General features: G+C 68.7%; 11 protein-coding genes and 2 pseudogenes. 8 read left to right on the forward strand and 5 right to left on the reverse strand.

Annotation, left to right across the window (positions count from 1 at the left end; translation table 11 throughout):
- Positions 1-159: 159 nt before the first annotated feature.
- Together B082_RS0129235 and mltG are read left to right on the forward strand one after the other, a co-directional pair.
- Entirely contained in the window at positions 160-1968 is a 1809-nt protein-coding gene (locus tag B082_RS0129235; protein ID WP_018555350.1) for an ABC transporter ATP-binding protein, read from the forward strand.
- 95 nt (positions 1969-2063) lie between these two features.
- Positions 2064-2912 (forward strand): endolytic transglycosylase MltG, encoded by an 849-nt coding sequence (mltG, locus tag B082_RS0129240; RefSeq protein WP_018555351.1) that lies wholly within the window; start codon positions 2064-2066, stop codon positions 2910-2912.
- A gap of 16 nt (positions 2913-2928) precedes the next feature.
- On the opposite strand, the gene B082_RS0129245 is transcribed toward mltG, so the two are convergent.
- Complete coding sequence (locus B082_RS0129245) at positions 2929-4056, reverse strand: NAD(P)-binding domain-containing protein (protein WP_018555352.1); 1128 nt, start codon at positions 4054-4056, stop codon at positions 2929-2931.
- A 135-nt stretch (positions 4057-4191) separates the two neighbouring features.
- Between B082_RS0129245 and B082_RS0129250 the strand changes: the two genes are divergently transcribed.
- Complete coding sequence (locus B082_RS0129250) at positions 4192-4614, forward strand: secondary thiamine-phosphate synthase enzyme YjbQ (protein ID WP_018555353.1); 423 nt, start codon at positions 4192-4194, stop codon at positions 4612-4614.
- Between the two features lie 250 nt (positions 4615-4864).
- Here B082_RS0129250 and B082_RS0129255 read toward each other — a convergent pair whose 3' ends face one another.
- From B082_RS0129255 to B082_RS40125, 4 genes and pseudogenes are all read right to left on the reverse strand, one after another.
- Positions 4865-5776 carry a sterol desaturase family protein gene (locus tag B082_RS0129255; protein ID WP_018555354.1) on the reverse strand — a complete coding sequence of 304 codons (912 nt, stop codon included), beginning with the start codon at positions 5774-5776 and terminating at the stop codon, positions 4865-4867.
- Between the two features lie 81 nt (positions 5777-5857).
- On the reverse strand, positions 5858-6655 hold the full coding sequence (locus B082_RS40115; protein WP_234018255.1) for an AraC family transcriptional regulator: 798 nt from the start codon (positions 6653-6655) through the stop codon (positions 5858-5860).
- 171 nt (positions 6656-6826) lie between these two features.
- A pseudogene (locus B082_RS40120) lies at positions 6827-7015 on the reverse strand (ISAzo13 family transposase); the annotation flags it as partial.
- A 117-nt stretch (positions 7016-7132) separates the two neighbouring features.
- Positions 7133-7384 (reverse strand): annotated as a pseudogene (locus B082_RS40125) (nitroreductase family protein); the annotation flags it as partial.
- Between the two features lie 221 nt (positions 7385-7605).
- On the opposite strand from B082_RS40125, the gene B082_RS0129265 reads away from it, so the two are divergent.
- The 5 genes from B082_RS0129265 to B082_RS0129285 all read left to right on the forward strand — a co-directional run bounded on the left by B082_RS0129265 (position 7606) and on the right by B082_RS0129285 (position 13021).
- Positions 7606-8394, forward strand: coding sequence for a class I SAM-dependent methyltransferase (locus tag B082_RS0129265; protein ID WP_018555356.1), 789 nt, complete (start codon positions 7606-7608; stop codon positions 8392-8394).
- Between the two features lie 283 nt (positions 8395-8677).
- Positions 8678-9700, forward strand: a complete 1023-nt coding sequence (locus tag B082_RS0129270) for a LacI family DNA-binding transcriptional regulator (protein ID WP_018555357.1) — start codon at positions 8678-8680, stop codon at positions 9698-9700.
- Between the two features lie 234 nt (positions 9701-9934).
- Complete coding sequence (locus B082_RS0129275; RefSeq protein WP_018555358.1) at positions 9935-11179, forward strand: extracellular solute-binding protein; 1245 nt, start codon at positions 9935-9937, stop codon at positions 11177-11179.
- Between the two features lie 61 nt (positions 11180-11240).
- Entirely contained in the window at positions 11241-12125 is an 885-nt protein-coding gene (locus tag B082_RS0129280; protein WP_018555359.1) for a carbohydrate ABC transporter permease, read from the forward strand.
- Positions 12126-12136: 11 nt separating this feature from the next.
- Complete coding sequence (locus B082_RS0129285) at positions 12137-13021, forward strand: carbohydrate ABC transporter permease (RefSeq protein ID WP_018555360.1); 885 nt, start codon at positions 12137-12139, stop codon at positions 13019-13021.
- The last annotated feature ends 87 nt before the right edge of the window (positions 13022-13108 follow it).

Raw genomic sequence — 13108 nt, forward strand, 5'->3', positions numbered from 1 at the left:
AATGGACTATGCTCTCATTCGGCTCGACCGTCGGGGTCGCGATTTCCGCGCCCGGACGGCCCTGCCCCCGCTTTGCCCCCACGCACCGCGGACGCGCGTGACCGTCACGGACGGCCGTGCCCCGCTCTCCCCGTAGCCACACGCCCGACGAAGGAGCCCATGAAACCCGACGAACCCACGTGGACACCCCCGCCCAGGGATGCCGCCCGGCCGCCCGCCGAGCTGCGCCGCATCCTCCGCCTTTTCCGGCCGTACCGCGGCCGCCTCGCCGTGGTCGGACTGCTCGTCGGCGCCTCGTCGCTGGTCTCGGTCGCCTCGCCGTTCCTGCTGCGCGAGATCCTGGACACCGCCATCCCGCAGGGGCGGACCGGGCTGCTCTCGCTGCTCGCCCTCGGCATGATCCTGACCGCCGTGATGAACAGCGTCTTCGGCGTGCTGCAGACCCTCATCTCGACCACGGTCGGCCAGCGCGTGATGCACGACCTGCGCACCGCCGTCTACGCCCAGTTGCAGCGGATGCCGCTCGCCTTCTTCACCAGGACCCGTACGGGTGAGGTCCAGTCCCGGATCGCCAACGACATCGGGGGCATGCAGGCGACCGTCACCTCGACGGCCACCTCACTGGTCTCCAACCTCACCGCTGTCATCGCCACCGTCGTCGCCATGCTGGCGCTCGACTGGCGGCTCACCGTCGTCTCGCTCCTCCTGCTGCCGGTCTTCGTCTGGATCAGCCGCCGGGTGGGCCGCGAGCGCAAGAAGATCACCACCCAGCGCCAGAAGCAGATGGCCACCATGGCGGCCACCGTCACCGAGTCGCTCTCCGTCAGCGGCATCCTGCTCGGCCGCACGATGGGCCGCTCCGACTCACTCACCCGGGACTTCACCGAGGAGTCCGAACGGCTGGTCGCCCTCGAAGTGCGCTCCAGCATGGCCGGACGCTGGCGGATGTCGACGATCGGCATCGTCATGGCAGCCATGCCGGCCGTCATCTACTGGGCCGCGGGCATCGCCCTCCAGTCCGGCGGTCCCGCCGTCTCCATCGGCACGCTCGTCGCCTTCGTCTCGCTCCAGCAGGGCCTGTTCCGTCCGGCCGTGAGCCTGCTCTCCACCGGGGTGCAGATGCAGACGTCGCTCGCGCTCTTCCAGCGGATCTTCGAGTACCTCGACCTCACCGTGGACATCACGGAGCCGGAGAATCCGGTGCGCCTGGAGAAGATCCGGGGCGAGGTCCGCTTCGAGGACGTCGACTTCAGTTACGACGAGACCAGCGGCCCGACCCTCAGCGGCGTCGACATCACGGTGCCCGCGGGTGCCGGCCTCGCCGTCGTCGGCGCCACCGGTTCCGGCAAGTCCACCCTCAGCTACCTCGTGCCCCGGCTCTACGACGTGACCGGAGGCCGGGTGACGCTCGACGGGATCGATGTCCGTGAGCTGGACTTCGACACCCTCGCCCGCGCGGTCGGCGTGGTCTCCCAGGAGACGTATCTCTTCCACGCCTCGGTCGCCGAGAACCTGCGCTTCGCGAAGCCGGACGCGACGGACAAGGAGATCGAGGCGGCGGCCCGCGCGGCCCAGATCCACGACCACATCGCCTCACTGCCCGACGGATACGACACCCTCGTCGGTGAACGCGGCTACCGCTTCTCGGGAGGTGAGAAGCAGCGCCTGGCCATCGCGCGCACGATCCTGCGCGACCCCCCGGTGCTGATCCTCGACGAAGCGACGAGCGCGCTGGACACCCGTACCGAAGGCGCCGTGCAGGAGGCGATCGACGCGCTCTCCGCCGGACGCACCACCATCACCATCGCTCACCGGCTCTCCACCGTCCGCGACGCCGACCAGATCGTCGTCCTGGACGCCGGCCACGCGGCGGAGCGCGGCACCCACGAGGAACTGCTCCAGCAGGACGGGCGGTACGCCGCCCTGGTCCGCAGAGACACGGAGCCGGCCCCGGTGGCAGCGGGCTGACCGGCGGCGGCCGGTCCCGGCCCGTGCTGTGCCGGGGCATGCCGTCGAGAAGCGGGGTCCCCGCTACGGGGACCGGCGGGGGATAGCGTGCCCGCATGGCGCACGAGACCCCGGACAACCGGCCTCACCGCAGACTTCGTCCGACCCGGCGCGGCCGTCTGGTGCTGCTCATCGGCGCCGTGCTCGTGCTCGCGGTGGCCGCCGCCGTGCTCGTCCCCCTGCTGACGAGGGAACCTCGTACCGAACAGCCCCGCACGCTGGTCATCCCCGAGGGACGGCGGGCCACGCAGGTCTACGCGGCCGTCGACAAGGCCCTCGGCCGGCCCGCCGGCACCACCGCGAAGACCGTGGCGACGGCGGACCTCCCGCTCCCCGCCGAAGCGAAGGGCAACCCCGAGGGCTACCTCTTCCCGGCGACATACCCCGTCACCTCCGCGACGACCCCGAAGAGCCTGCTGCGCTACATGGTCGACACGGCGGTCGAGCGCTTCGGCGCGGACCACATCACGGCCGGAGCACGGCGCAACGACGTCACCGTCTACCAGACGGTGACCATCGCCTCCATCGTCCAGGCCGAGGCGGACACCGAGGCGGACATGGGCAAGGTGGCCCGGGTCATCCACAACCGGCTCGACCGTGGAATGCCGCTCCAGATGGACTCCACCCTCAACTACGCGATGAACCGCAGCACGCTGGACACCACCACGGGCGACACCAAGATCGACAGCCCCTACAACAGCTACGATCACAAGGGCCTGCCGCCGACCCCCATCGGCAACCCGGGGGAGCAGGCGATGACATCGGCGATCGGCCCGACCCCCGGCCCCTGGCTGTACTTCGTGACGGTGGCCCCCGGCGACACCCGTTTCACCGACGACTACGCGGAGCAGCAGCGCAACGTGGCGGAGTTCAACCGCAACCGCAGGAGTGAGGGGGAGGGCTGACGGGGAACGCCGGGATTCACGCGGCCGACGCGACCTCGGCCCCGGCCCCGACCCCGTCCGCCGCTCCCGCGCCCTCCTGTTCCCGTTCCCTCTCCCGCCGGAGCAGGTCCCCGATGGCCCGGACGGCGGCTCGTCCGGCGCGGTTGGCGCCGATGGTGCTGGCGGACGGCCCGTACCCGACGAGGTGGACGCGCTCGTCCCGCACGGCTCGCGTGCCCTCGACCCGGATACCGCCCCCGCGCTCCCGCAGCCGCAGCGGGGCGAGATGGTCGACGGCGGCGCGGAAGCCGGTCGCCCAGAGGATGACATCGGCCTCGACAGCGCGGCCACCGTCCCAGGCGACGCCGTCCGGCGTGATCCGGTCGAACATCGGCAGCCGGTCGAGCACTCCGGACTCACGGGCGTGCCGGACGGCGTCGGTGACGGGCAGCCCGGTGACGCTCACCACGCTCTGCGGTGGCAGCCCGCGCCGCACCCGTTCCTCCACCATCGCCACGGCGGCCCGTCCCTGCTCCGCGCCGAACGGCCCGTCCCGGAACACCGGCGGCCGACGCGTCACCCAGTACGTCTGGGCCGCCACCTCGGCGATCTCCATCAGATGCTGCGTACCGGAGGCTCCGCCGCCCACGACGACGACTCGCTGCCCGGCGAACTCGGCGGGCCCCGGGTAGCCGGCCGTATGCAGTTGCCGGCCCCGGAACGTCTCCTGCCCGGGGTAGCGAGGCCAGAACGGACGGTCCCATGTGCCCGTGGCGTTGATCAGGGACCGCGTCGCGTACGTGCCTTCGGAGGTCTCCACGAGCAGCCGCCCGCCCTCCCCCTCACGTACGGCGCTCACCTCGACCGGCCGGTGCACCCGCAGCCCGAACGTGCGCTCGTACCGCGCGAAATACTCGCCGATCACCTCGGACGAGGGCCGCTCGTCGTCCGCGCCGGTCAGCTCCATCCCCGGCAGCGAGTGCATGCCGTGCACCTTGCCGTAGGTGAGCGACGGCCACCGGAACTGCCACGCACCGCCCGGAGCCGGGGCATGGTCGAGGACCACGAAGTCACGGTCCGGCTCCAGTCCGCCGCGTCGCAGGTGATAGGCACCGGACAGCCCCGCCTGCCCGGCGCCGATCACTACGACGTCCACCGAGCGCATCCCGAAATCGTTCACGCTTCTACCAACTCCGGAAGCCCGCCGGAACTTCCCACGACGGGCCGGCCACGGCCGCGAAGCACCGACGCGCACACGCGATCGGCGGCATCGGGCCCGGAGAGCGGCAGGATGGGCGCCATGTCCTCTCCCTTCACCACCACCGTCCTGCACCTCACCACGGGCTCGACGGAGACCGTCACCGACCTGACATCGGACTGCGAGCAGTTCCTCACTCGCGCGGCCGCCGGCCGCGACGGCCTCCTCAACATCTTCGTCCCGCACGCCACCGCCGGAATCGCCATCCTGGAGACCGGAGCGGGCAGCGACGACGACCTCCTGGCGGCCCTGCACACGCTGCTCCCCGCCGACGACCGCTGGCAGCACCGCCACGGCACCCCGGGCCACGGCCGGGACCACGTGGTCCCGGCCCTGATCCCCCCACACGCGACGCTGCCGGTGATCGCGGGACGCCTGGAGCTGGGAACCTGGCAGTCGGTGTGCCTGGTGGATACAAACATCAGCAATGCCGACAGGCAGGTGCGGTTGTCGTTCCTCGGGTAGCTCCGGGGCGGTCACGACCGTAGGGGTGATTTCCGGCTGTACCAAGTGAGAGCCCGCCCCTGCTCTGACCATGGTTGCGCGAGTGACCCTGTGTGGAGGGCGCTGTGGAACCCGGCGGTACCGGTGCACGTGGCCGTCCGGTTCGCCGGGGACCGGGTTGGAAAGCTTCTCCCGGAGGCAGGGCCCGGTTTCCACTCGCGATCAGAACTCCGCCGGCCGGCGGCGAACGCGGCGAGTCGCTGCGAACCCGTCACGCTGGTGCTTGCCGCTCCACGAGGTCGGCCTCAGGCTGGGACGGCTCGGAGTTGCAGGCGCCCGAGGGGCGAAAGGGTTCGGCAAGCTGGTCCAGGTAGGCGATGGGGTAGTTCGGTTTGGCAGCCATGCCGAGTTGGTCCGATGAGAATCGGCGGGTGGGGTCATAAGAGAAGGTGCCGAGCAGGTGGTCCCAGATGAGGGTGAACAGGCCGAAGTTGACATCGCCGATCCCGGCCCATTTGAGGTGGTGGAACCGATGGCCTTCGTTCAGGGCCAGTACCTGCTTGAGCGCTCCGATGCGGTAGTCGGCGTTGGAGTGCTGCAGAAGCAGCTGCACGGCCACGGCCAGGGCGAGCGCGGAGGCCACATCGACGGGCATACCGATCAACAGCAGTGGGGCGACTCCGGCACTCATCTCCAGGGTTTGATGCAGGGGGTGTTTCATCAGCCCGTTGAGGCCGTAGAAGCGTTTGACGGAGTGGTGGACCGCGTGGAAGCGCCACAGCGCGCCGATCTTGTGGCTGGCGAAGTGAACCAGGGTGATCCCCAGATCGGCGATGAGCACGGCGGCCGCCACCTGTACGGCGAATGGCCAGGAGCGGGGCCACAGGTCGCCCACCGTGACCAGCGCAGCAAGCAGCGGGATGGCTGCCACACTGATGAGTAGCAGGCCCTCGTTGACGAAAGCGTGCGCGACGTCGCGGCGCCCGTCCCCGGACAGCGGGGAGTTCCAGGCGTCCTCATAGGGCAGCAGGCGTTCGGCGGCGAACGAGCAGCCGACGGCCAGGAGCAGCAGGCCGAGCAGCCAGGCCTTGGAGGCACCGGCGGCGGCCAGGGCGATACCGGCGCCGTTGACGCCGAGGAGCATGAACGGCACGTAGCCATAGCGGATCAAGGTGCGATACATGCCGTCCAGGCTGACGGAGACGGGGGCCGACAGGCTTGGACGGATCCGCTGAACTTGCCGGGGTGCGCTGCCCGGTTGCGCTCAGGGTCTGTTGCAGGGCAGGGCGGCGAGCAGCTGCGACGGGGCCAGGCCGAACATCTCCCGGGTGACGCGGGTCAGGTGGGAGCTATCGACGAAGCCTGCGCCGTGCGCGGCCTGAGTGAGGCTGGCACCGTCCGCCGCCAGCTCGATGGCGCGGCGCAGCCGGGCCCAGCGCAGGTAGGCGGGGAACGGCAAGGCGAGCTCGGTGGTGAACAGGTGCCCCAAGCGGCTGGCCGAGATCCCGGCCGTGCCGGCCAGGCCGGTGAGCCGGACCGGTCCGTGCAGCAGCTGTGGCAGCGCCTGCACAGCGTGTTGCAGCGCTGGGTGCCCACCCCGGGAGGGTGTGCTCCAGCCACGCACCAGCGTGGCCGGGTCTCGCGCCGGATCGCCGGTCGGGTCGGTCGCGCGGAGGCCGGCGGGTGGGAGCAGGGCGCGGGCGGCAGCCTCCCACTGCTCGACGCGGTCGTGGTGCGGGCCGGTCAGGTGGGCGGTCAGGCGGCGGCCGGCGCTGCTGGAGGGGTCGAGGTAGAGCATGGTGGCTCGCGCGCTCGGGCCGGCGTGCAGGGCGTGCCGGACCCGGGTCGGGATGATCGCGGCCTGGACCGGGCGGCGGACTTGGTGGGGGTCGGTCAGCTCCACCACGCCGTCGGTGACGATGAGGACCTGCACGGCGGCGTGGGCGTGCGAATCGGTGGTGCCGGCCGCGCCGGTGAATGCCAGCCAACCGGGTTGCAGCAGGGTCGTGCCGTGCCATCCGCCCGCCGTGGCCATCCGATCGGGGTCATCAGGCCGGGTCATCGCTGTCCCGGGGCATTCGGGGTGCCGTGGTACGGAACGGAAAATCAACGGTGTCCCTGTCCTGCGCTGATCCGGGCATTCCAGTTTCTCTCTGGTCTTCTCCGCGCTCTGTGCGACATCACCAAGCGCATCGTCGTCACCACCGGCAAGAATAAGGGCCGTAGAGAACCAACATGCTGTTTTGATCTTCGGGGCCCTGCTGTTGGCGAGGAACGCGGTGATGTCAGCGGGTGACCGGAACCTGGCCGTCGAGGGTGGAATGGTGCAGCCGTGCTCGGTCGGGAGAGGCCGGACTTGGTGAACGGCCCCGGTGACAGTGGTGGTGTTGACTCCGAAGAGCTGGGCGAAGTGGTCGCGGGTGCGGGGACGGTAGGCACAACTGCGGCCCCAAGGGACTCCGCGAGCGGCTTGCTTGAGTGGCCCGTGCAGGGCGCTGCCCAGTCGATCGGACACGGCTGCCGGCATCCGAGCATGGGGTTCAGCCGGGTACATCGGATACTGCCGCTCGCCTCCCGGTTCTCCCGCCAGTGCCCTGGCCGTAGCGCGGCTCCTCAGCTCGGCCAGGGGCTCGCCGGTCACGGCATACTGCTGCCACGGCTGGAGGTGGTTTCCACTGGACGGGGCCCGCGTCGCCGCGGCCAGCACGCGTTCGAGTGTGTCCTCGGGTGCCGGCGCATCGCTGAACGCCCGTACAGCCCGGCGGCTGTCCACGGCCTCATACACATCCACGTCTGCTCTTCCTCCCGTTCGACGGAGAGCCGCCTCTCCACCGTCCTCAGCACACACACGAGGCAACAGGCGATCCGGATCGTTCTTCCGTCTTCCGTCTTCCGTTTTCCGTCTGGCGGTCGTCCTGTCGACCGGGGTGCCGGGGCGACCGGCCTCCGCGTGTTCCTGCGGCTCCAACGTCCAGCAGGAACCGAACAGATGGAGCACACGTCTCTCGCACCATGACTTCTGACGAGCCACAGGGGCATGCGACCTCCGCCGGGCTCAGCTCGCAGTCCGCCGTGTCCGTGGAGCTGCCGACGGTCAACGACTACAACAGCTTCGCCGAGACGTACTCGGCCGATAACGAAACCAACCTGCTCAACGGCCACTACGAGCGGCCCGCGATGCTGGCCCTCGCCGGAGACGTGGCCGGCCGGCGGATTCTGGACGCCGGCTGCGGCTCCGGGCCCCTGTCCGCGGCGCTGCGCGACCGTGGCGCCATCGTGAGCGGGTTCGACGCGAGCGCCGGGATGCTGGAGCTGGCCCGAAGGCGGCTCGGCGACGGTGCGGACCTGCGGGTGGCCGACCTGGGCAGCCCGCTTCCCTACCCCGACGACACATTCGACGATGTGGTCGCGTCCCTGGTGCTGCACTACCTGGAGGACTGGGGGCCGGCACTGGCCGAACTGCGACGCGTACTCAAGCCAGGCGGTCGCCTGATCGCCTCCGTCGACCATCCCTTCGCCATCAACCTCATGCACCGCCAGGCCGGCCGCGAGGCCGAGTACGACTATTTCAGCACCACCAACTGGACCGAAGAGTGGACCATGGGCGGCCGGACCGCCCTGATGAGCTTCTGGCACAGGCCGCTGCACGCGATGATCGAGGCCTTCACCTCGGCAGGCTTCCGGATAACGGTCATCAGCGAGCCAGAGCCTGATTCAGCTGCCCGCGAGCTGTTCCCCGAAGCTGTCGCGGCCAAACCGCGCTTCCTGTGCTTCCTGTTCTTCGTCCTGCACGCCGGCTGAGGCGGGTACCAAAGTGCTTCAGGAGCCCAGCAGCGGCCGTGTGGCAGCCGCTCGCCGGGCGCCGTGGCCCGCATCCGGTGTGCTCGACGTCGTCGCATCGGATGCGGCGGCAGCACTGTACGCGCGGCTGGGCTGCGAGTTGATGGCCACGGTTCAGCAGCGGCCGGGGCGCGTCTGCGGCGAGGCCATAGCCGCGCAGGGTGCGATGACGGCGAGGCGACAGCGTCATCGTAAGTTTGCGTTGGCTTGATAATTTTTTGCGGGCTCGTTGTATCGTGCTCTCATGACAACGAAGTTGATCCAGGTGGCAGAGTTCGCCGGCGTGAGCCAGTTGACGGTCCGACGCGTGCTGAACAGCAGCCCGAGTGTGGCCCCGGCGACGCGGGAGCGGGTTCTGCGGGCGTTGGACGTCCTGGGGCTGCAGCGTCCGGCGGCTGCGGCGAACGAGCGTTCGCCCCTGGTGGGCCTCGTGGTCCCGGACCTTCAGAACCCGGTGTTTCCGTCCTTCGTGGAGGCCCTGGCGGGGCGCCTGAACAAGCGTGGATATGTGCCAGTTCTTTGCACACGCACAGCAGATGGTGTGTCCGAGGCCAACTATGTCGAGATGCTGCTGGCGCAGAACATCGGCGGGATCGTGTTTGTCGGTTCCAGCTACACGGACGTCGGCGCGGAGCAGGGTGCGGCGCTGAAGGAGCGGCAGGTGCCGATGGTGCTGGTCAATGTCGCCGATGAGAATCCGGATCTGGTGCAGATCTCGGCCGATGACACACAAGCCGTTCAACAGGCAATGCTGCACCTGGAAGGCATGGGGCATGAGCGCATCGGGCTCGTGATCGGTCCCGGCGGCCATGTGCCGTCCGTCCGCAAGCTGCGCGGGTTCGCGCAGTTCTGGCAGGCCAGGGGAGTGGACCGGAAGCGGTGGCTGCCCTGGGTCGGGCACACGCTGTTCTCGCTGGAGGCGGGTGCCCGTGCCATCTCCGACCTCCTGGGCCAGGGGGTGACCGCAGTGGTTTGCGGAAGTGACACGCTTGCGCTGGGGGTTGTGCGGGGTGCTCGCCGGGAGGGGCTGCGGGTCCCGGAGGATCTGTCGGTGGTGGGTTTCGACGACTCCGCCTTCATGAGCGCGGTCGATCCGCCGCTGACCACGTGCCGGCAGCCGGTCGCCGCGATGGCCGAAGCTGCCGTCGGGGCTCTCACGGAGCAGATCCAGAACCGCCGGACCGCGCCCGGTCTGACCCTGTTCCAGGCGGAGCTGATCGTCCGGTCGTCCACCGCGAGACCGAGTGATGCCAGGTCACGGGCGTAATTATCAATGTTTTGCAACTTGTCATTGACTTTTTACATGAGCGACTTCTACCTTCTGCGTATCCGCTGGCGCTTCGGTTGACCGGGTCGCGAGCGCAGCGCATCCAAGGAAGGCAGAACTGTCATGGGCGGAACGCGGAGTCGCCGCAGACTCATCGGCGTGGGCATAGCCTGCGTCCTCACCGGAGGGCTTGCCGCTTGCGGTGGCTCGACGTCCTCGGGCGGCAAGGACGGAGTGGTCACCATCTCGGTGAACGGCATGCCGCCCAAGACCCAGCCGGTGGACCGCAAGTACTTCGAGGACGACGTCAAGGCCTTCGAGAAGGAACACCCGAAGATCAAGATCGATGCCCGCGAGGGGCAGATGGACCCCAAGACCTTCTCCGCGAAGCTCGCCGGGGGTCAGCTGGAGGACGTCTACTACGTCTACTTCACCGACCCCGCGGGTCTCATCCAGCGGCGCCAGGGCGCGGCGATCACCGACTACGTCAAGAACACGCCGCGCGTCAAGGACATCAAGCCCGAGTACCTGAAGGTGTTCACCGGGCCCGACGGGAAGCTGTACGGGCTGCCGAACGGGCAGTACTCGCTCGGTCTGATCTACAACCGCGCCCTGTTCAAGAAGGCCGGCCTCGACCCGGACAAGCCGCCCACCACATGGGAAGGGGTCCGTGCGGCCGCCAAGAAGATCACCGCGCTGGGCGACGGGACCGTCGGATACGCCGACTACAGCAAGAACAACCAGGGCGGCTGGCACTTCACGTCGTGGGTCTACTCGATGGGGGGTGACATCGCCACCCAGAAGGACGGGAAGTGGAAGGCGGCCTTCGACAGCAAGGCCGGCCGCGACGCGCTCCAGACGCTGCACGACATGCGCTGGACCGACAACTCCATGGGGACACGGCAACTGCTGCAGATCGATGACGTCCAGAAGATGATGGGTTCGGGCAAGCTCGGTATGTACATGGCGGGGCCGGACAACATCCCCACGATCGTCAAGCAGTTCGAGCGCGAGTACAGCGAGTACGGCGTGGCCGCCATGCCCGGCAAGGCCACCCTCGGCGGCGGCAACGGCTTCATGTTCAACCCCAAGGCGTCCCCCGAGAAGATAGAGGCCGGCATCGAGTGGGTCCTGTGGAAGTACCTCAACCCGGACCGCACGGAGTTCGAGGACGAGCGGGCCTCCGGAAATGATGTGCCCATCGGGCTGCCCCTGGACCGCCTCTTCAACGGCGCGGCCGAAACCGAGCAGGACCGCGCACACGAGAAGTACGCCAACGTGCCGCAGGAGAACTACGAGCCGTTCGTCGAGCGGAACGCACTGCTGGACCAGAAGGTCGAACCGCCGAACGCGCAGCAGATCTACACCGTCCTCGACGGAGTCATGCAGGCGGTCCTGACCAAGAAGGACGCCGATCTCGACCAGCTTCTCGTGGACGCGTCCAAGAAGGTCGACACCATCCTCGCGACGGTCCGTTGACATGGCGGCTCCGACCCTCACCCGGGAACCGAAGTCCCCTCCGACGCCGCGGAAGACCGGCATGAACAACCCGAGCAGGCGTCGGCGCCGCCTCAGCGAGCACCTCGTTGCCTACGGTTTCCTCGGTGCGGGCGTACTCTGCTTCGCACTCTTCTCCTGGTACCCGATCGTCCGCGGCTGGCTGCTCGGCTTCCAGGAAGTGACGTTCTCCCAGCCCGCCACCTGGGTGGGCTGGGACAACTACCGCCGGCTCTTCGACGACCCGCTCTTCGTGACGGCGTGGAAGAACACCGGGTACTTCACCCTCCTCGCCCTCGTCTTCGGGTTCGCCGCCCCCTTCCTCACCGCGGTCGTCCTCAACGAGTTCCGCCACGCGCGTTCCTACCTGCGCATGACCGTCTACCTCCCGGTCATGCTGCCGCCCATCGTCACCATGCTGCTCTGGCGCTGGTTCTACGACCCGGGCCCAGGACTCTTCAACAACGTTCTGGAGACCTTCCACCTGCCGGCCCAGCAGTGGCTCGAGTCGGAGAACATTTCGATGATCTCCCTCGTGCTGGTCTCCACCTGGGCCAACATGGGAACCACGACCCTCATCTACCTCGCGGCACTCGGCTCGATCCCCGGTGAGGTGTACGAGGCGGCCGAGCTCGACGGCGCCTCCATCCGCCAGCGGCTGTGGCACGTGACGATCCCGCAGATGCGGTTCATCCTCATGATCACCCTGCTGCTCCAGGTCATCGGCACCATGCAGGTCTTCATCGAACCGTACGTACTCACCGGCGGCGGACCCGACGACGCCACGGTGACGGTCCTGCTGCTGCTCTACCGCTACGCGTTCGTCTACAACGACTTCGGCATGGCCAGCGCCATGAGCACCGTGCTCTTCATCGTCCTCGGACTCTTCGCGGCGGTCTACCTCCGGCTGACCCGCGGCAAGGGCTGAAAGGAACGACCATGCCCGAATCCCGCGAACGCACTCTCATCGCCCCCGCCGAGATGAACCGGCGCACCGGCCGCTTCCTCTACTGGTTCGTGCTGTGCTCGACCGTCATCGGTTTCACCCTCGCTTTCGTCTTCCCCCTGTACTGGATGGCCGGCGGAGCGCTCAAGTCCTCCTCCGAACTGGCCGACCCGAACCCCACCCTCGTCCCGCACAGCTGGCACCCGGAGTCCTACTCCGAGGCATGGGCGAACGTGGGCCTGAGTGAATACTTCCTCAACACCCTGCTCCTGGCCGCCGGCGCCTGGCTCACCCAGCTGCTCGTCGACGTGGCCGCGGCCTACGCCCTGTCCAAGCTGCGCCCGGCCCTCGGCAACATCGTCCTGGGCATGATGCTGGCCACCCTCATGCTGCCGGTCTCCGCCCTGCTGGTACCGACGTACCTGACCGTCACCGACGTGCCGCTGTTCGGCGTCAACCTGATCAATACGCCCTGGGCGATCTGGCTGCCGGCCTGCGCGAACGCGTTCAACATCTTCATCCTGAAACGCTTCTTCGACCAGATTCCCACCGAACTCCTCGACTCCGCACGCATGGACGGCGCCGGACCGCTGCGCGTCCTGGTGTCCGTCGTCCTGCCGCTGTCCCGGCCGGTACTGGCAGTGGTGTCGATCTTCGCCGTCGTCGGGGTGTGGAAGGACTTCCTCTGGCCGCTGCTGGTGCTCCCGGACCCGGCACGCCAGCCCATCACCGTCGCACTCAACCGGCTCGCCGAGTTCATGCCCGCCAACCAGCTCCTGGCCGGCATGGTCATGGCCTCGATCCCGCTGCTGGTGATCTTCCTGATCTTCCAGCGGCACATCATCGCGGGCCTCACCGCGGGCAGCCTCAAGGGCTGATCCGCCACCGCCGGGTCCGCACCCCTCCACGCCCGACAACAACCCCCACGGACCAGGCCCCCCATACCTTCCTGGAAGGACACACCG

Origin of the sequence: Streptomyces sp. ATexAB-D23, assembly GCF_000373645.1 — a bacterium.
Taxonomy (GTDB): Bacteria; Actinomycetota; Actinomycetes; order Streptomycetales; family Streptomycetaceae; genus Streptomyces; species Streptomyces castrisilvae.